At 61.3% G+C, this 18,812-nt stretch carries 18 protein-coding genes; 8 read left to right on the top strand and 10 right to left on the bottom strand.

Annotated elements, in window-relative coordinates; genetic code table 11:
- Positions 1–55 precede the first annotated feature (55 nt).
- The 7 genes from VWZ85_RS19645 to VWZ85_RS19615 all read right to left on the bottom strand — a co-directional run bounded on the left by VWZ85_RS19645 (position 56) and on the right by VWZ85_RS19615 (position 7,198).
- Positions 56–1,204, bottom strand: a complete 1,149-nt coding sequence (locus tag VWZ85_RS19645; RefSeq protein WP_416589443.1) for an alpha-D-ribose 1-methylphosphonate 5-triphosphate diphosphatase — start codon at positions 1,202–1,204, stop codon at positions 56–58.
- Positions 1,201–2,034, bottom strand: a complete 834-nt coding sequence (locus tag VWZ85_RS19640; protein ID WP_416589442.1) for an esterase/lipase family protein — start codon at positions 2,032–2,034, stop codon at positions 1,201–1,203. The genes VWZ85_RS19645 and VWZ85_RS19640 overlap by 4 nt, the downstream gene beginning before the upstream one ends.
- A 98-nt stretch (positions 2,035–2,132) precedes the next feature.
- Entirely contained in the window at positions 2,133–3,014 is an 882-nt protein-coding gene (locus tag VWZ85_RS19635; protein WP_416589441.1) for a DMT family transporter, read from the bottom strand.
- A 92-nt stretch (positions 3,015–3,106) separates the two neighbouring features.
- Positions 3,107–4,000 (bottom strand): HNH endonuclease, encoded by an 894-nt coding sequence (locus VWZ85_RS19630; RefSeq protein WP_416589440.1) that lies wholly within the window; start codon positions 3,998–4,000, stop codon positions 3,107–3,109.
- Between the two features lie 306 nt (positions 4,001–4,306).
- A complete protein-coding gene (groL, locus tag VWZ85_RS19625) occupies positions 4,307–5,956 on the bottom strand; it encodes a chaperonin GroEL (protein WP_416534997.1) in 1,650 nt (549 codons plus the stop codon).
- Between the two features lie 74 nt (positions 5,957–6,030).
- Entirely contained in the window at positions 6,031–6,318 is a 288-nt protein-coding gene (locus VWZ85_RS19620; RefSeq protein WP_340546237.1) for a co-chaperone GroES, read from the bottom strand.
- Between the two features lie 169 nt (positions 6,319–6,487).
- The gene (locus VWZ85_RS19615) at positions 6,488–7,198 is read right to left on the bottom strand and encodes a DUF2161 domain-containing phosphodiesterase (protein WP_416589439.1); all 711 of its coding nucleotides are present in this window, start codon (positions 7,196–7,198) and stop codon (positions 6,488–6,490) included.
- Between the two features lie 213 nt (positions 7,199–7,411).
- Between VWZ85_RS19615 and VWZ85_RS19610 the strand changes: the two genes are divergently transcribed.
- Positions 7,412–8,332 carry a manganese-dependent inorganic pyrophosphatase gene (locus VWZ85_RS19610; RefSeq protein ID WP_340546239.1) on the top strand — a complete coding sequence of 307 codons (921 nt, stop codon included), beginning with the start codon at positions 7,412–7,414 and terminating at the stop codon, positions 8,330–8,332.
- Positions 8,333–8,997: 665 nt separating this feature from the next.
- On the opposite strand, the gene VWZ85_RS19605 is transcribed toward VWZ85_RS19610, so the two are convergent.
- Positions 8,998–10,965 (bottom strand): methyl-accepting chemotaxis protein, encoded by a 1,968-nt coding sequence (locus VWZ85_RS19605; RefSeq protein ID WP_416589438.1) that lies wholly within the window; start codon positions 10,963–10,965, stop codon positions 8,998–9,000.
- A gap of 140 nt (positions 10,966–11,105) precedes the next feature.
- Between VWZ85_RS19605 and VWZ85_RS19600 the strand changes: the two genes are divergently transcribed.
- The 5 genes from VWZ85_RS19600 to VWZ85_RS19580 all read left to right on the top strand — a co-directional run bounded on the left by VWZ85_RS19600 (position 11,106) and on the right by VWZ85_RS19580 (position 15,081).
- Positions 11,106–11,981 (top strand): TIGR01459 family HAD-type hydrolase, encoded by an 876-nt coding sequence (locus VWZ85_RS19600; protein WP_416589437.1) that lies wholly within the window; start codon positions 11,106–11,108, stop codon positions 11,979–11,981.
- Between the two features lie 146 nt (positions 11,982–12,127).
- Positions 12,128–12,571, top strand: a complete 444-nt coding sequence (locus VWZ85_RS19595) for a MaoC family dehydratase (protein WP_416534992.1) — start codon at positions 12,128–12,130, stop codon at positions 12,569–12,571.
- Between the two features lie 75 nt (positions 12,572–12,646).
- Complete coding sequence (locus VWZ85_RS19590) at positions 12,647–13,579, top strand: bifunctional riboflavin kinase/FAD synthetase (RefSeq protein WP_340546243.1); 933 nt, start codon at positions 12,647–12,649, stop codon at positions 13,577–13,579.
- On the top strand, positions 13,576–14,046 hold the full coding sequence (locus VWZ85_RS19585; protein ID WP_340546244.1) for a YcgN family cysteine cluster protein: 471 nt from the start codon (positions 13,576–13,578) through the stop codon (positions 14,044–14,046). The genes VWZ85_RS19590 and VWZ85_RS19585 overlap by 4 nt, the downstream gene beginning before the upstream one ends.
- Positions 14,047–15,081, top strand: a complete 1,035-nt coding sequence (locus VWZ85_RS19580) for a threonine aldolase family protein (protein ID WP_416554798.1) — start codon at positions 14,047–14,049, stop codon at positions 15,079–15,081.
- A 67-nt stretch (positions 15,082–15,148) separates the two neighbouring features.
- Here VWZ85_RS19580 and VWZ85_RS19575 read toward each other — a convergent pair whose 3' ends face one another.
- Entirely contained in the window at positions 15,149–16,051 is a 903-nt protein-coding gene (locus VWZ85_RS19575) for a LysR family transcriptional regulator (RefSeq protein WP_416534989.1), read from the bottom strand.
- Between the two features lie 92 nt (positions 16,052–16,143).
- On the opposite strand from VWZ85_RS19575, the gene VWZ85_RS19570 reads away from it, so the two are divergent.
- Positions 16,144–16,572 carry a hypothetical protein gene (locus VWZ85_RS19570; RefSeq protein WP_340546247.1) on the top strand — a complete coding sequence of 143 codons (429 nt, stop codon included), beginning with the start codon at positions 16,144–16,146 and terminating at the stop codon, positions 16,570–16,572.
- A gap of 114 nt (positions 16,573–16,686) precedes the next feature.
- Here the strand turns inward: VWZ85_RS19570 and VWZ85_RS19565 are convergent, their stop codons facing one another.
- Positions 16,687–17,541 carry an alpha/beta fold hydrolase gene (locus VWZ85_RS19565; protein WP_416534988.1) on the bottom strand — a complete coding sequence of 285 codons (855 nt, stop codon included), beginning with the start codon at positions 17,539–17,541 and terminating at the stop codon, positions 16,687–16,689.
- Positions 17,542–17,756: 215 nt separating this feature from the next.
- Between VWZ85_RS19565 and VWZ85_RS19560 the strand changes: the two genes are divergently transcribed.
- On the top strand, positions 17,757–18,776 hold the full coding sequence (locus VWZ85_RS19560; protein WP_340546248.1) for a ribose-phosphate pyrophosphokinase: 1,020 nt from the start codon (positions 17,757–17,759) through the stop codon (positions 18,774–18,776).
- Positions 18,777–18,812: the final 36 nt, after the last annotated feature.

Here is an 18,812-nt window from a genome sequence, read left to right as displayed (position 1 = left end):
GAGGGCCATCCGGCCTGATGCGCGGCGCTCTCCTCCCGGCGACGCGGCGGATCTGTCAGGCCAGAAAGCGGCCTGCCACATCGCCGTTCATATAGCTGACCCTGCCGCCCGAAAGCGTGGCTGCAACACCACCCTGGGCGTCAAGGATCACGAGATCGGCGCGTTGTCCGGGCCTTAGCTCTCCGCGATCCTCCAGCCCGAGGATACGCGCCGGGCCTGCTGACACCAGCCTCCAGGCTGAGGCAAAATCCAGAACACCGGTTTTCTCAAGCATCAGAGCCGCCCGGCGCGGACTGGGGTAGTGATAGTCAGAGGCGAGCGCATCGCAGAGCCCCATGGCGATCAGATCAAGCGCCGAGGCATTGCCCTTGTGTGAGCCTCCGCGCACCACATTGGGTGAGCCGAGGATGACAGGGTCGCCCGCTGATGTCGCGGCCTCTGCGGCCTCCATCGTTTCGGGAAACTCCGAGATCCGCGCGCCGCGGTGGCGCCAGGTGATGCGGTCATCCGCTGTATGGTCATCATGGCTGCCCAAACAGACGCCTGCGGCCTGAAGCTTTGCGGCCAGCTGATCCAGCGCCGCGGGCACTTCGGGTCTGCGGGCATGCATCTGCTGCAACATCTGCCAGTGAACCTCCGGATTACGCCCTGCCTTGAGCGCCTGGCCGGTCAACCGGGGAGGCTTTTTTCCTTGCGCAAGCCGGTCATGAGGTAGGTGATCGTTGAAGACGACATAGGGGACCTGCCATCCCGCGATCTGTGACGGCAGATCATCGTAGGCCTCCAGCAGGTGGATTTCAAACCGCAGCTGCGGAATCAGATCGGTAACGACACGGGGTTTTGCGGATTTGATCCCTTCAAAGACCTGATCTGCAAAGTCGGGACCGCGCAGCCCCCCCTCCCAGGAGTAGAACTGGGCAAGAACACCGGTTGTGATGCCGTTTGCCGCCAGTTCTGCCTCTGCGGCGATCACCCCTTCGACCATCTGTTTCATGGCACCGCGCCGGGGCGCGAGGTGACGTTCGAACCCATCGCCGTGACAGTCAACGATCCCCGGAAGGATCCGATATCCGGCCAGGTCAATCTGCCGCCCCGCCCGCTCGGCCTGGATCCGACCTGCTGCCAGCGCCAGCACACCAGCGCGCTCCATCCCGTCCGGGCGCAGTACATCTGCACCGGTCAATGTCAGTTCAAGCGTGCTCATGGCCGGGCCTCCCCTTGCAGCTGATCCCCATCGGCGCTGCACCGACCACCGGCACAGGCCTCCTCTATTTCACCCGTGATGGACTCAAACCATGTCAGATCGGGGTCAAAGCGCCCCCTGTCGAGGAAATGCAACGCCTGCGCAATAACCTGCGGATTATTCATCATGAAAGTATGGGTCACGGGCAACACGATGTGATCCGCCATGCCCTCCAGATATGTGCTCTGCACCGACACCTTGCCGTCATCCGGCCCCGGAATGATGGCCGAAAACACCGGGTTGAGCGAGAAGCGCCCGGCGATGACCCCAACCGGGAAACTGGCAGCAGGCAGCTGGTTGGGCAGGCTGTCCTCGCCGGTTCCCAGCTGCAGCCCCGCAGGCCCGTTCAACAGGCCAAAGACCTCCCAGTCGCCCAGTTCGTCCACCAACTCGCTGCCGTGGTTGGGAGGGGCCAGCATAACCACCCGCCCCAGCGCCTCTGGCCGGTTTTCCCGCAACCAGTGGCGCAGCAGGATGCCGCCCATCGAATGGGTGATAAAGTGGATCTGCTCGCCTTGTGATATCTGCTCCGCACATTGCCCGACCGCATCCGGCAGCGTCTCCGCGGCAAGCACCGCCACCGGTTTGTCGGTTGACGGGTACCCGGGTGTCACGACCTTGACGCCGCGCGCCTCCAGCACCTGCCCCATAACCGCCAGCGAGATTTCGCTGCGCGCCAGACCGTGCAGCAGGATCGCGCAATCTGCACGGGCCAATCCCGGAGCAAAACACAGGATCGCGGCGACACATGCCGAAATACTGGCTAAGAAGGTGGTGGAATGTCGGGTCATTGTGCTCGCGGTCTCAAGGGGTCGTGACACCGCAGATAGGGGCATTTCACCTCAACGGAAAGAGCAGACCGCGATTCCCAGAGCCGTGACGCGGCGCCTTAGCCCTCTTTGCCCGCCGGGATGCCCGCCGCCCGCCTGCGCCCCGGCCCAGACAGGACGACGATTGCAATACCGCCCAGAACAGCGATCGCGCCAATGGTCAGCTGCAGGCCAATCACCTCTCCCAGCACAACCGCACCGGCGAGGATCGCGATCACCGGCACCGACAGCTGAACCGTGGCAGCCACGGCGGGCGCAAGCTGTGGCAAGACGTGATACCAGAGCGCATAGCCAAGGCCCGAGGTTACTGCGCCGGACACAATGGCCAGCACCACGCCCCATGGAGAGATGACGATGTCCGCGCCGAAGATCAGCACCGCGGGCACCATGATCACGCTCGCCGCCGCGAAATTCACAGCCGTTGCCGCCAGTGGTGCCTTTGCGCCCCGTCCGAGCAGACTGTAGCCCGCCCATCCAAGACCGCCCAGCGCCATCAGGCATGAGGCCCCCAGCGGCGCCGCTGGCACACCGTCGGTCGGCCAGACCACCGCAGCAAGCCCGACCAGAGCAATTGCCGCGCCAGCGACCTGCCCCGGCGCGACCGGACTGCCCCGCAGCGCCCCCCACAGGAACATCGACACCTGCACCACGCCGAACAGGATCAGCGCGCCAAGCCCTGCATCCAGGTCCTCATAGGCGATGGAGAACCCGACGATATAGGTCGTAAGCGCCGCCGCCCCCCAGAAGGTCTGGCGTCGATCACGTCTCAGCGACAGCCCGCTGAGGGCACAAAGCCCAACCAGCGTGACTGCCCCGGACAGCACACGCAAAAGGCCAAAGCTCGTGGCCTCCATATGCCCGCCTCCGATGGCCAGTCGGCTGAGGATGGAATTGGCGGCAAAGGCCACAATGGTGAGGAAGACAAGAAGAAACAGGCGCATGAACTGGCTGCTATCGTGCAAACCAACTTCGGACCAGTGATATTTTCGTGTCAGAGATCTATCTTCGACTGAACATGTCCCCCGAAGCGCCTCTAACCCTTAAAGACATTCTCCCGATGCCAGCGGAGATATGATCTGTGTGGTTTGAATGCGGGGTTCACAGGCTCAATCAATCGCCGGTCCGGCAGCAGCAAACGATCCAGCGTCGCGTCATCCACCGCCTTCTTCGCAACAAGCACCTCATGGTCGTCACTGATCGACAGAAGACCTCGGTCAAACATCCAATGCACCGTTCCCGACAGGGCCAGCCCATTGCGCACCGTGTCCGGACCAGATTCCGAAACCGGCACGATATGGGCGGCCTCGACCTCCGGTCGCCCGCCGCCATTGCGCAACTCCAGCCCCGACACCGAACAGCGGCCGCCATAGGCATGTTTGACCTGTCTTGCAAAACTACGATCCCGGAAGGCCCGCTGGGACAGCAGCGTTTCGCGAGGTCCATTTGGGGATTCAAAAGCGACCTGTGCTTCGGCAAAACCAGGCTCTGCGGTGAAATCCCCGGTTCGCGGAATGGCATTCGGCTCTTCGCGCGCAGTCAGGCCGGCATTGATAATGCGCGCAAAATCCGCGTCGGAGATCAGCCGCACCGCGCTTGTGTTGCTGCCGCGCGACCGTGGCAGCCCGGTTTCATAGGGTCCCTGCCCCTCTACCCATCGGGGAACAAAATTCTCAAAGGACAGCTCACTGCCTGTGTCCAGCAGCGCATAGGCCAATGCTGGGTCCTCAGGGTCATCCTGCACCTTCAGGACACGCTGTACAGCATGGTACCCTGTACCGCCGCCGCGCCGCCCCTCGTAGAAGATGACCCAGTCGCCCACGGTTTGCTCGACCCGGCTCAAATAGAGCTTCTTCGGGAAATGATACGCTTTTCCAGGCTGGTCGTCATAACCCGAATGCGAGGACTGAATAAAAACTGCTTTGACCATGGCGGCAACTTTAGGCCTTTGTTTCGAAAACGAAAAGAGAAGAGACAAGAGGCATCATCCCCTCTTTCTGGCCAAACATGCCGACGCTGCGACGCCCCCCCTCATTCACCTTTCCAAAAATACTCCCGCCGGAGGCAGGCCCGCAAGGCGGGCCTTCTCTCTCCCCGCCGAAACGAAAAGGGGCCGCCCGAAGGCAGCCCCTAATTCTTCCAGTCATCAGCGGTGGGCTTCCGGCGAATTGGCCCAGATAACGAACCTGCAGCCAATCGCTTTTTGCCTCATCCCAAATCCCAAGGGGATTTGTGATTACATCATGCCGCCCATGCCGCCCATGCCGCCCATGTCGGGCATGCCGCCACCTGCCGCGCCTTCTTTGGCGGGCTTGTCGGCAACCATGGCTTCGGTGGTGATCAGCAGGCCTGCGACCGAGGCTGCATCTTCCAGCGCGGTGCGGGTCACTTTGGCGGGGTCGATCACGCCGAAGGAGAACATGTCACCATATTCATCAGTCTGGGCGTTGTAGCCAAAGCTGCTGTCAGAGGATTCACGGATCTTGCCCGCAACCACGGCACCGTCAACACCGGCGTTCTCGGCGATCTGGCGCAGCGGCGCTTCGATGGCCTTGCGAACGATCATGATACCGGCGTTCTGGTCGGAGTTTGCACCTTCCAGACCGTCCAGTGCCTTGCCGGCCTGAACCAGAGCAACACCACCACCAACGATGACGCCTTCCTGCACGGCTGCGCGGGTTGCGTTCAGAGCATCGTCGACGCGGTCTTTGCGCTCTTTCACTTCCACTTCGGTCATGCCGCCGACGCGGATCACGGCAACACCGCCTGCCAGTTTGGCAACGCGCTCTTGCAGCTTCTCACGGTCGTAGTCAGAGGTGGTCTCTTCGATCTGGGTGCGGATCTGGGCAACGCGTGCTTCGATCTCGGCCTTCTCGCCAGCGCCGTCAACGATGGTGGTTTCGTCTTTGGTGATTTCGATTTTCTTGGCGGTGCCCAGCATGTCCATGGTGACGGACTCGAGCTTCATGCCCAGATCTTCGGAGATGACCTGGCCGCCGGTCAGGATTGCGATGTCCTGCAGCATGGCCTTGCGGCGATCGCCGAAGCCCGGTGCCTTGACAGCAGCAATTTTCAGACCGCCGCGCAGCTTGTTGACAACCAGGGTTGCCAGCGCTTCGCCTTCGACGTCCTCAGCGATGATCAGCAGCGGTTTCTGCGACTGGATCACCTGCTCAAGCAGCGGAACCATTGCCTGCAGCGACGACAGTTTCTTCTCGTGCAGCAGGATCATGCAGTCGTCGAGTTCTGCAACCATCTTGTCGGGGTTGGTGACGAAATAGGGCGACAGGTAGCCACGGTCGAACTGCATACCTTCGACAACAGTGGTCTCGGTTTCCAGACCCTTGTTTTCTTCGACGGTGATAACACCTTCGTTGCCGACTTTCTGCATCGCGTCAGCAATCTGACGGCCGATTTCTGCTTCGCCGTTGGCGGAGATGGTGCCAACCTGCGCAACTTCGTCGCTGTCTTTCACATCGCGGGCCGAGGCTTTGATCGCTTCAACAACCTTGGAGGTTGCCAGGTCGATGCCGCGCTTCAGGTCCATCGGGTTCAGACCGGCTGCAACCTGCTTCAGGCCTTCTTTGACGATGGCCTGGGCCAGAACGGTTGCGGTGGTGGTGCCGTCACCGGCTTCGTCGTTGGTGCGGGAAGCAACTTCCTTCACCATCTGGGCGCCCATGTTCTCGAACTTGTCTTCCAGTTCGATTTCCTTCGCCACGGACACGCCGTCCTTGGTGATGCGCGGTGCGCCGAAGGATTTGTCCAGAACCACATTGCGGCCTTTCGGGCCCAGGGTCACTTTCACGGCGTCGGCCAGAATGTTGACGCCACGCAGCATACGGTTGCGGGCATCGGTGTCGAATTTGACGTCCTTAGCAGCCATTTTTACTCTCCTAGAGAAATTCTGTGGGTTTAAGCGATCAGAGATCAGAGCAGACTTGGGAAAAACCCGGTGTCTTACTCGATGATGCCCATGATGTCGCTTTCCTTCATCATCAGCAGCTCTTCGCCGTCGACGGTGACCTCGGTGCCGGACCATTTGCCGAACAGGATCTTGTCGCCAGCCGAAACAGCCATTGCGATCAGCTCGCCGCTGTCCTTGCGTGCGCCTTCGCCGGTTGCGACGACAACGCCTTCGCTCGGCTTTTCCTTGGCGGAATCAGGGATGATCAGACCACCGGCGGTTTTTTCTTCGCTTTCGGTGCGACGGACCAGCACGCGGTCATGAAGCGGTTTCAATGCCATCTTTGTAGCTCCTTAAAGGCTCAAAGGTTGTTGTCTCGCCCCCCTGCTCCCCGCAGAGGGTGTTAGCACTCAATACTGCCGAGTGCTAACGAAGGAATAGCTAGGCAGGGCGTGCGGTCCTGTCAACAGGTTGGTTGGGAAATTTTATGGCAATATTCTGCCGCGGCCATCACGCAGGGCCCACCTCGGCCGCTGTCCCATCGTCGGCCCCCAGCGCTTCCCAGCTATGCGCCCAATGCACCAGCCCCGCCTGACCGGCCTCGGTCAGTTGATAAATGCCGGTGGCGACCCGCACGAACCAGCCATAGTGATTGCTCGCCATGATCCGGGTGGCCTGCGGGACGCCCGCTGCCCTGGCCACGGCGGCCCCCTTGCTCGGCCCGTGGTCTGCCAGATGGGCGGCACAGCGCAAGGCGTCCTGGCGATAGGCGGTCACGATCCCGTGGCGGGTGGCCCCACCGGCATTCGGATCCCCCTGCAGGCGCTGAAATTCGCGCAGCAGCCGCGCCTGTTTCTTGGCCGATTTTCGCGGCGCGTAAGGCCCCGGATCACACTGGACCTCCGTCCGACCATCCGGCAGAACCGTGATCAGCCCCAGCCCCAGACGCCGACACATCGCCAGATTGTCCTTCAGCACCCGCCGCGCCTGGCGGCCAGCGGGTTTCGGCACAGCGATATAAACGAGGTCGCTCAGCGCAAGCCGCGTGATCGCCTGATGGAACAGCGACAGTGAAAACCGCAACTTCAGCTCGACAATAACCGGTGGTTCATCGCCCCGGCAGGCAACCACATCAGCGGCCCCCACCTCCCCCTTCACGGTATACCCCTGCTGTTCCAGCAGGGCCTTCACGGGCGGATAAAGCTGATCTTCGCGGGTCATGGCGCAATGCTACCCCCAGCCGCAGCCGAGGAAAAGCCATTCGCCAAATCAGGGCAATGATCCGCAGCCATTGGCGCCCTTGGCGCGCCTGCGCAGCGCTGATCTGCACGGACGGCATAGCTGCATTGACGAGACAACGGGCCGGGGTGACAAGATCGCCGCCCCCACCTATAAGACGCGCAAAATTCCGGCATCTGCATAGGACACACTTCAATGACTACCTTCGTCTTCGGCCATAAATCCCCCGATACCGATTCCACCGGCTCCGCCATCATCTGGTCGTGGTATCTGAACCAGATCAAAGGCGTCGAAGCCGCTCCGAAATTGCTAGGCGAGCCCAACACCGAAGCGGCCTTCATGCTGCAACACTGGGGGCTGGAAAAGCCGGAGATCATCAGCGATGTGGCCGATGATCAGCCTGTCGTCATCGTCGACACCAACAACCCGGCCGAACTGCCCGCCAATATCAATGGCGCTGACGTTCGTGCGATCATCGACCATCATAAACTGGTCGGCGGGCTGGAAACCAAAGGCCCCATCGACATCCGCATCGAGCCGGTCGCCTGCACCGCGACCATCATGTGGAAAATGATCGGCAGCGATCTGGCGCAGGCACCACGCGAGATCAAAGGCGCGATGCTGACCTGCATTCTGAGCGACACGCTGGAATTCCGCTCGCCGACCACCACCCAGGAAGACAAAGCCGTGGCCTATAGCCTGGCCGAAGATCTCGGCGTCGATATCGCCACCTATGCCGCCGAGATGTTTGCCGCGAAATCCGATGTTTCGGCCTTCTCCGACGCAGAGCTGCTGCGGATGGATTCCAAGGAATACGCGGTCGAAGGCACCAAATTCCGGGTCTCGGTTCTGGAAACCACCGCTCCCGCCGTGGTGCTGGATCGCAAGGCGTCGCTGATGGAAACCATGACAACTGTCGCTGCCGAAGATGGCGTTGATCAGGTTCTGCTCTTTGTGGTGGATATCCTGAAGGAAGAAGCCACCCTTCTGGTGCCCAACGACCTGGTGAAAACCCTCGCGGCCAAGAGCTTTGGCGCCACAGCGGAGGGCGATAGCGTTGTGCTGCCGGGGATCATGAGCCGCAAGAAACAGATCATCCCCAATCTGACAATCTAAGGCCCGGCGCCTTCGAGCCTATGAAATGCGAAAGATGCGGGTCTTCTAAGGAGGCCCGCATCTTTTTTGATGGACCCGCAGTATCCGGCAGTCCGATCTCCGGGTGATACCACCGCGCGTTTCGATCGACCGGCAACCAGGTGCTGGTAGCACGCGCAGAGCGATCGCCACCCTCTTGCGGATCCCCCCGGACCTCTGTTTGCCGCATCTGCGGTGCGCATTGACCAATTGCTGTGGTTGCCCGTGTCGCGGTCCCCGGATGACACTCCAGCAAATCACGCCTCAGGGCGAAAGTAAGCCACGGATACCTAAGTCATCCCAGCCCGCCCCGGTGCAAAGGGGCCAAAGCGCCGCGACCGGCGTCAGCGCCTCGGCAAAGGAGCCAGCACCGCCAGAGGTGACGTGGATCTATCGACCGGCATTGGCATTTCCGTCATGCAAAGGCATTGGCGCTGGCAATCCTGCCATAAAGTCGCGGGCGCCCGATTCGCTCACAGGCATCGGCTGACCGAGGCCGGTCGGTTCAGATTGCACCGGGCGAAGCTGACGCCCGATCCCAGGTGACAGGCCGCCACGCGCGGCAGGCGGCAAGCCCGAAACCGGCGCGTGGTCAGCTGCCTACCGTGCCCCACAGACGACTATCAGGCGCTCAGGCCGTCAGGCCGTCAGGCGAAATTGGCAACCGCATCCCGATCCGCCCAATCGTCACCGGCACCCCCTGCTTTCGACCCCACGGACTTGTGCAGCGATGCGCGGTCGGTGTCCCAGTCATCGATGCCATCGCCGGAAACAGGCCCATGGGCGGAGACTTCGTTATAGTCTTCCCAACGCTCCTCATCCGGGTGACCTGCCTCGACAACGGCCGCTGCGCGCTCCGCCGCTGAGGGTGCGCGGCCTGCGGCACCATCTGCTGAGAGCAGAACAAACTGGCTGACGATCTGGTTCAGACCATAGGTCTCGCTGTTCATCTTCAGGATGGCAGCGCCGGATTCCTCAACCATCGCGGCATTCTGCTGGGTGACATTGTCCAGCTGGGCAACACCGATATTGATTTCGTTCAGCCCCTGCGCCTGTTCACCGGATTCCGAAGAGATACCAGAGACAAGCGTGGCGATATTGACCACCTCGCCGACAACCTGCGACAGGGCCTTGCCGGCGCTATCGACCTTCTCCACGCCCTCTTCCACCGTTCTGGTGCTGGCCGAAATCAGCGACTTGATCTCATTGGCGGCATCCGATGACCGTTGCGCCAAAGCGCGCACCTCGGAGGCGACGACGGCAAAACCGCGGCCGACCTCACCTGCCCGCGCCGCCTCGACACCAGCGTTCAATGCCAGCAGGTTGGTCTGGAAGGCAATGTCGTCGATCACGCCGATGATCTGCGAAATCTGCCCGGACGAGCGTTCGATCTCATTCATCGCCTCGATCGCGCCCTCCACGACCCGGCCGCTGTTTTCAACATCCTTGCGCGCGGAATCCACAGCGCTTTCGACGGCTTTGGCGTTCTGGGCGGAGTTGTTGACACTGACCGTCATTTCTTCCAGCGCGGCAGCCGTTTGCTCCAGCGTGGCCGCCTGGCTTTCGGTGCGGGCAGACATGTCTTCAGCACCGGACCGGATTTCATCGGATTGCGCCTGGATCGCGGCGCTTGCCTTGACCACCTGGGCCATCACCTCATTCAGTTTATTGACCGTTTCGTTATAATTCATCCGCAGCGGATCATAGGCCTCGCCAAAGCTCTCTGCGATGCGAACGCTGAAGTTCCCGGACGCCAGCGCCTGCAGGCCCTGACGCAGCCGGTCGATGACATGCTCACCCTCCACACGCAGGGTATTCTGTTTCTCCAGCTCGCTGATGACCCGGGCCGACACACGGTCGATATCGCGGGCGATCTCGCCAAAATCGTCACCGCGCATCCGCTCAGCGACCTTGATGCCAAAATCCCCTTCTGCGACTTCGCGCAGGGCTTCGCGCAGCCGATCAATCGGGCGCACAATGTTCATGGTCATCTTGCGCGCGTTATAGAGCGTCACCAAGACCAACAGGGCGGATGTTCCCAGGAGGACATAAAGCAGAAGCATGTCATGTGCCCGCGCCGCCTTTGCGGTTTCGACCGCCGAGGTTTCAATCCAGTCACTCAACGGGTGCAATTTCTCATTGAGGGCCGCGTAACTGTCCTGAAAGGCATCGACAGCAGCCTCCGCGGCGACCGGGTCGGTGACGGCCAGCTCTGCCAGGGCGACGCCCTGACCGACAAAGGTATCAACCTCCGCCACCATCCCCTCGACCTGCGCCAGCGCCTTTGGTGGCAAGGAATCGTTTTTCAGCAATTCCAGATTCTTGCGAAGCTCCTCGCTGGCCTGGACCACTTGTGCGCGCAGCGCCTCTTTCTCGGCTGCGGTCGCATGATCCCCGGCAAACACGAGATAGATCACTTCCGAGTGCAACTCTTCATGCAGGAGGTCGACCTTCAGCTCGTGGCGCACCGTTTTGGTTACATCAATCTGCCGCTCAAGCTCCAGTTCGCTTTGCCACAGGCTGTAGACAGATATCAGAGCCAATATAACAATCGCAAAAACGGATACCGCACCCGAAATAATAAATCGGGTTTTTGTTGACATCGTTCGAAACATTACCGCACACCTCTGGGTTGTAGCCTCGACCTGTTCTACGCCTCTGTTGTTAAAAAACCGGAAACATCGCCGATCTGGTCAAATTCCGCAGGCTCTGGCATAGCTTGAACAGCCGAAATCCCATGTGAAAGACCTGTCCCATGACCCGACTCATTGCCTCCCTCGCCGAGGTCTCAAGCCAGTACAAAGCCCTGTTTGTCGATCTTTGGGGCTGTGTGCACAACGGTATCACCGCCTACCCCGAGGCCGTGGCTGCCTTGCAGGCCTATCGCGCGGCAGGCGGTGTTGTTGTGCTGGTGACCAACTCGCCCAAGCCAAGGGCGGGGGTTGCGGCACAGCTTGGCGACTTCGGCGCCCCTCAGGATGCCTATGACACCATTGCCACCTCCGGCGATTCCGCACGCGCCGCCATGTTCAGCGGTGCCGTTGGCCGCAAGGTCTATTTCATGGGTGAATGGGAGCGCGATGCCGGCTTCTTTGAGCCGCTGAAGATGCTGGACGATCCGATTGATGTGACCCGCGTTCCGTTGAAGGAGGCCGAAGGCATTGTCTGCTGCGGCCCCTTCGATACGCAGGCCGACCCGGATGTGAACCGCCCGGATTTCCTTTATGCCAAGCAGATGGGGCTGAAACTACTCTGCGCCAATCCCGATATCGTGGTTGATCGCGGCGAGACGCGCGAATGGTGCGCCGGGGCGCTGGCGCGGCTTTATACGGAAATGGGCGGCGAGAGCCTGTACTTCGGCAAGCCCCACCCGCCGATCTACGATCTGGCGCGGCGGCGTCTGGCGGAGCTGGGCCTGGATATCGCCGACCGTGACATATTGGCGATCGGTGACGGCCCCCACACCGATATCTCGGGCGCAATGGGCGAAGGTCTGGACTCACTCTTCATTACAGGTGGACTTGCAGCAAAAGAGACCAAAACCGACCACCAGCCCGATGAAGCCGCGCTAAGCACCTATTTGGAAAAGGAAAAATCTGCACCGACCTATTCTATCGGCAGATTGCGCTAACGGAGAAAACACTTGCCTTTCTGCGACTGCAAAGTAATAAAGTTGCCGTAACAAGTCTGCATTTGCCCGATTGTTTCAGGTTCGACCCGCAACCCATAGACAGCACCGCGCAATTTTTCGCAGAGCAACGGCAACAGGAGAGGCATATGTTGGACAATTTTCCGCGCGGAACGATCTGCATCGAAGATATCGAAATGGGGATGGTCCGCTATCTGCGCAAAGAGGTGACGGACAAGGATATCGAGATGTTTGCCGAGGTCTCAACGGACCATAACCCGGTGCATCTGGATGAAGATTACGCGCAGGACACCATGTTTCAGGGGCGCATCGCCCATGGGATGCTGACTGCCGGGTTGATCTCTGCCGTAATTGGCGAGCAACTGCCCGGCCATGGCACCATCTACATGAGCCAGTCCCTGAAGTTTCTTGCCCCCGTCCGCCCCGGCGATCTCGTGCTTGCGGAGGTCGAGGTGACCGGCATCGAGATCGACAAACGCCGGGTCAAGCTGGATTGCCGCTGCATGGTGGAGGGCAAGAAGGTGCTGGTCGGCGAAGCCATGGTGATGGCGCCGTCACGCAAGTTCGACTGAGGCGATGGCCGCCAAGCTGTGGCGCCCCGTGGCATGGCTCTTGCAAGCGCGCCCCGGCGCGGCTAGGCAGTGGCCATGCGCATTATCCGTGACTTTCAATTCGTAGATCCAAAGGATCGTGGGGCCTCTGCCGCCATCGGCAATTTCGATGGTGTCCATCGCGGCCATCAATCGGTCATCGATCTGGCCCGCGACGCTGTGCCCGAGGCGCCGCTCGGGGTCCTGACCTTCGAACCTCACCCGCGGGAGTTCTTCGCCCCCGATGCCCCGCCGTTTCGCCTGATGTCGGCCGAAGCCCGGGCATCGCGGCTGGAAAAACTGGGGGTGGAGCGTCTCTACCAGTTGAATTTCAATGCCGCCCTCTCCGGTCTCACGCCCGAGGGCTTTGCCCGCAAGGTGATTGCCGACGGTCTAGGCCTGCGTCATGTCGTCGTCGGCTCGGATTTCTGTTTCGGCAAGGGTCGCGCCGGCTCTGCCGACGATCTCCAGCGTTTTGGCGACCAGATGGGGTTCGGCGTCACCGTGGCGCCGCTGATGGAATATTCCGAGGACACGGTCTCCTCCACCGCCATCCGCCGCGCGCTCAGCGACGGGCGGCCGCGCGATGCCGCCAATATGCTCGGCCATTGGCACCGGATCGAAGGCGAGGTCATTGGCGGCGAACAACGCGGCCGCGAATTGGGCTATCCCACGGCGAACATGTCGATCGACGGGCTGCATCAGCCCGCCTTTGGCGTCTATGCCGTGCTGGTCGATGTGCTGGATGGCCCCTATCGGGGCAGCTATCATGGCGCCGCCTCCGTCGGAGTGCGCCCGATGTTCGATGGCAGCCATCCCAATATTGAAACCTTCCTGTTCGATTTCACCGGCAACCTCTATGGCGCGACGCTGTCTGTGGGGCTGGTCGAATACCTGCGCCCGGAAATGACCTTTGACGGGCTGGAGGGGCTGCTGGCCCAGATGGACGCTGATTGCATCACCGCGCGCCAGCTGTTGGCGGCGCTATGAGCCAGGGCATTGACCGCAACGGGCTGGGCAAGCGCTTCTGGGAAAAGAAGCCGCTGACAAAGCTCAACAACCGCGAGTGGGAAGCGCTCTGCGATGGCTGTGGCAAATGCTGCCTGAACAAGCTGGAGGATGAAGACAGCGGCGAAGTGGCGCTGACCCGGGTTGCCTGCCGTCTGCTGGATGATGCCACCTGCCGCTGCGCCCACTACGAGAACCGCCATCAGTTTGTCCCCGAATGTATCGTGCTGAAGCCCGACAATCTGGACACCCACGCCTATTGGATGCCACAGACCTGCGCCTATCGCCTGCTCTGGGAAGGCAAGCCGCTGCCCGACTGGCACCCGCTGATCACCGGTGATCCTGCAAGCGTGCATGAGGCCGGTGTTTCGGTGCGGGGCTGGACCGTATCGGAATTCGACACTCCCGAAGAAGACTGGGAAGAGCATATAATCGAGGAGCCACTCTAAATGCATTTCGCCTCTGACAACTCCGGTCCGGCCAATCCTGAAATTCTGGCAGCCCTTGCAACGGCCAACACTGGCTATGCCATGGGCTACGGTGCAGATGACGAGATGGCACAGGTCACCACCCGCATCCGCGAGATCTTTGACGCCCCGGACGCAGCGGTCTACCTCGTCGCAACCGGCACGGCCGCCAATGTACTGGCCCTTTCGACCCTGTCGCAGCCCTGGCAAACGCTGTTCTGCACCCGACAGGCCCATATCAACGTCGATGAATGCAACGGGCCTGAGTTCTACACCGGCGGCGCCAAGCTGACGCTGGTGACCGATGCTGACAAGATGACCCCCGCCGATCTGCGCCAAGCCCTTGAGGGCGAGGAAAATCGCGGCGTCCACGGGCCGCAGCGCGGTCCCGTCTCGATCACGCAGGTGACGGAATTTGGCACGGTCTATTCGGTCGAAGAGCTGCGCGCTCTCTGCGAGGTTGCAAAATCCTACGGTCTGCCGGTGCATCTGGATGGTGCACGTTTCACCAATGCGCTGGTGACGCTGGGCTGCACCGCCGCCGAGATGACCTGGAAGGCAGGCGTGGATGCGGTGTCTTTTGGCGGCACCAAAAACGGCTGCATGGGGGTTGAGGCGGTGATCTTCTTTGACCCTGCCAAAGCGCAGGAGTTCGAATATCGCCGCAAACGCGGGGCGCATCTGTTCTCCAAGCATCGCTATCTGTCAGCGCAGATGCTGGCTTATCTGACCGATGATCTCTGGCTGCACAACGCCCGCGCGGCAAATGCCAAGGCAGCGCGTCTGGCGGACGGGTTGCGCAGCAAAGGCGCCCGGTTCAGCCATGATCCGCAGGCCAACATGATCTTTGCCGCCCTGCCACGCGCCACCCACCAGCGGCTGTTCGACGCCGGCGCGGTCTATCACCTTTGGGACGGCGGCCTGGAAGGCGCAGCGGACGAAGAGGTCACCGCGCGGTTCGTCTGCGACTGGTCCATAGAAGACGACCAGATAGACGCGTTTCTCGCGCTTCTCTGACACGTATAGCGGTTGGGCCGCCACCTCCTAATGGGACGCCGGTTTGCCGCCCACCGGCGGCTCCCGGTCACATCGGCTCAGCGGTCATCGCGGGCCCGCCACCCGGAGCGCTGCCACCCCCGGCGCCAGCACCCATGAAGCTCTGGCGGCTCAGGAAATGCCGCGCCATAGCGTCGGCAAATCCTGTTTTGCGATAGCCGACACCAACCACCCGCGTTACCGGGTCGACGTCCGAAATCTCCCGCAGCACAATGCCCCTGTGAGCATCGCCATGGGACATTGGCATCAGCGCCATTCCCAAACCGGCAGCCACCAGATCCATCAGCTGGGCATCATGTATTGCGCTGGCCGCCACCCGCAGCCCCGTCCCGCCGTCATCCCGCGCCAGTTCAGCCAGATACCGGTCCGCGCTGGGGCAATAGGGGCGCGCAATCAGGGCCTCATCCGCAAGATCTGCCAGCGTCAGCTGCGGTTTTGCCACCAGAGGATGCCCGGAGGGCAGACCGAGACCATAACGCTCCTGCCAGAGCGGATGAAAACCGCAGCCCCGTGGCAGACAGCTCTCAGCCGCAAAATGCAGATCCGCCTGCGTGGGATCCTCGGTAAACTGAAACTGCGCCTGTGGTTCCGCCCGCCGGATCCGGGCCAGCCCATCCTCAAATGCCGCCATCAAGACGTCGGGCGCGCAGAACACCCTTACCGTTTGCGCGACATGCCCCTTTAGCCGCGCCTCAAGCTGGCTCATCTGCGCCAGCACCCCGCCTGCCTGCTGATAGAGTTCGTGCCCGAGCGCGGTTGGCGTCAGACCATCCCGGCCGCGCCGAAACACCGGGCCGCCATACCGTTGCTCAAGTCGGGCAATTGCCGCCGAGACCGAGGGCTGGCGCACATCGCAGGCCCGTGCCGCAGCACTGAAGGTTCCCATTTCATAGGCAGCCCGGAAATATCGTAGCGGTGTCAGATCATCCATAGCTTCAAACTATAACATGGATAGCCTCCAGAGCAATTCCCTATAGTCGGTATCTTTGCCATCCTGTCGGCACCACTCAACAGGAGAGCATCATGTCCGCAACCACCCTCGCCCCCGCGCCCCAAGCCACAACCGCCCCCGAAATCGAGCAGTTGCTGCGCCTGTTCGAGGCAGGCGACCCCGCCCTGATGGGCTTTATCGCGCCGGATATCGATTTTCGCATCGACCATTACCGCGACAGCGATGGCGTCGACGTCAGCTGGCAACAGGCCACCGATATCGAGGGCTTTGGTGTGATCCTGTCCCGGCTTGGCCCCGAAGTTTTCCCCCAGGGAACAAAAATCGTGGATCTGACATCACAGGATCTGGGGGATGGCTGGTATAATACCCGGTTCCAGCAGCGCTATCACTACGCGGTGCGGGATCGTATGGTGGAAAGCGTGACCTTCATCCTGTCCCATCAGAAGGACGGCAAGATTGACTATTTCCGCGAAACCGTCACCACGGTGACCGATCTCTGAGGCCAACTCACGCGCCCTGACGTCGCAAGCTGAAAAACCCGAAGCCGCCTCTGGCGCGCTTCGGGTTCTTGCTACGGGAACGCCCCCTCGGGGCCGTGCAGCATCGGCTAGGGCCTAGGCCTGCGCCAGCGCCACGTCCGGCCAGAAGCTTTGCAGCAGAGCCGCCGTCTCGGCCGGATGTGTGATCGGCAGCATATGTCCCGCCGCCTCGACCCTTCGGCAGGTTACCTCCGGCAGTCGTGCAGCAAGAGCGCGAATGACCTCATGCATGATGGGCTGGCTTTTGCCGCCATCAATCAGCAGACAGGGCATCGTCAGCAACGCCAGCTTATCCGGTTCCAGCACGCCCAGCATATCGTCGTAGATCTGCGTATCGCAGGCCATCACCGCCGGAAAACTGCGGACCATGGCGCTGCGGGCGCTTTCGGGCAGATCTGGCCATTTCGGATGGCCTGCTCCCCAGGCCCGGTTGAACAGGCGAGTCGCCTGCTCCACATCACCGTTGAGATAGGTTTCGCGAACGGTCATGTGGTCCCGGCGCAGCGCCTCAAGCGCCTCGGGATCGGTCGTCGTCGCTGTCCCCAGCGAAAAAAACACAGGTTCGATCATCACCAGAGAGCGCACCAGGTCAGGCCGCATCTGCGCCATTGCCAGCGCCACCGTGGCACCAAAGGAATGGCCCAGCAGGTCAATCGGCCCGTCCTTGGCCAGATTCTCCGACTCGATCAGGGCCAGCCCGGCCTCGGCATTGCGCAGTTGCAAAAGCCCCTCACCGTCCCAATCGGGACTGCGCCCGTGCGACAGCATGTCGAAACTTGAGATCGTCACATGTTCTTCCAGAATGGTCGCCAGACCACGCCAGGCACCGGAATGGGCAAGGGAGCAATGGACTCCCAGAACCTGCCGATTGCCGCGACCAAAGGAATGGGTGACCACGGGCTGCGCCAGCCCGGCCGAGATTTCCGCCATCATGACTGCCCTTTTGCGGTCGCGATGCCACCGTCAACCAAGGTCCTTCTTCGCTGCTCCTCTGCGCAACTCCAGCAGGTTTCCCCTGCCCTGTCGTTTGCCACCATGGGCCTGTTCTCCCGCATTAAATCTAGGCGCGACGGTACGCCCATGCTAAGCGGGGTTCAACATCACGAATCTGTCACACTGCCATTGCTGCCTGGGGATAACAGCCAATGCCGACTTTGAACGAACCCAAGCTGATTGCTGGGAACGCCAATCTTCCGCTTGCCGAAACCATTACCCGCCGCATGTCGATGCACCGCGGCGTTGATCAGGGCCTCGTAGATGCCCGGGTCGAGCGGTTCAACGACGGCGAAATCTTCGTCGAGGTTTATGAGAACGTCCGCGGTGAGGACATGTTCATCATTCAGCCGACCTCGAACCCGGCCAATGACAACCTGATGGAGCTCTTGATCATCGCAGATGCCCTGCGCCGCTCCTCTGCCCAGCGTATCACCGCCGTGATCCCTTATTTCGGCTATGCCCGCCAGGACCGCCGCACCAAGGCCCGCACGCCGATCTCGGCCAAGCTGGTGGCGAATATGCTGACCGGTGCGGGCATCGAACGGGTTCTGACAATGGACCTGCACGCGGCCCAGATCCAGGGCTTCTTCGATATCCCCGTCGACAACCTCTATGCTTCGCCGATTTTTGCTCTGGATGTGAAAAACCAGTTCAAGGACAGCATGGACGAACTCATGGTCGTGTCACCGGACGTCGGCGGTGTGGCCCGCGCCCGTGAACTGGCAAAGCGCATCAACGCGCCTCTGTCGATCGTCGACAAACGCCGCGAGAAAGCCGGCGAGGTCGCCGAAATGACCGTGATTGGCGATGTCACCGACAAGATCTGCCTGATCATCGACGACATGTGCGACACAGCCGGCACCCTGTGCAAGGCGGCGCAGGTGCTGCTCGACAATGGGGCCAAGGAGGTCCACGCCTACATCACCCATGGTGTGATGAGCGGCCCGGCTGTTGAGCGCGTGACAAACTCGGTGATGAAATCGCTGGTGCTGACCGACACCATTCAGCCGACCGAAGCGGTCCTTGGCGCGCCGAATATTCGCATCCTGCCGACCGCGCCCTTGTTCACTCAGGCCATTCTCAATATCTGGCACGGCACCTCCGTGTCCTCTCTGTTCGAGGACAAGACGCTGGTTCCGATCTACGAGTCGCTGTCGCGCAACGGCTAAACCGCGCCGCCAATCGGCCAAGCTCTTTGACCCCAC

Origin of the sequence: Phaeobacter sp. JH20_29 (assembly GCF_048056175.1) — a bacterium.
GTDB classification, from domain to species: domain Bacteria; phylum Pseudomonadota; class Alphaproteobacteria; order Rhodobacterales; family Rhodobacteraceae; genus Phaeobacter; species Phaeobacter bryozoorum.
Note: the sequence above shows the minus strand (reverse complement) of the source record. Positions and strands in the feature narration are given on the sequence as shown.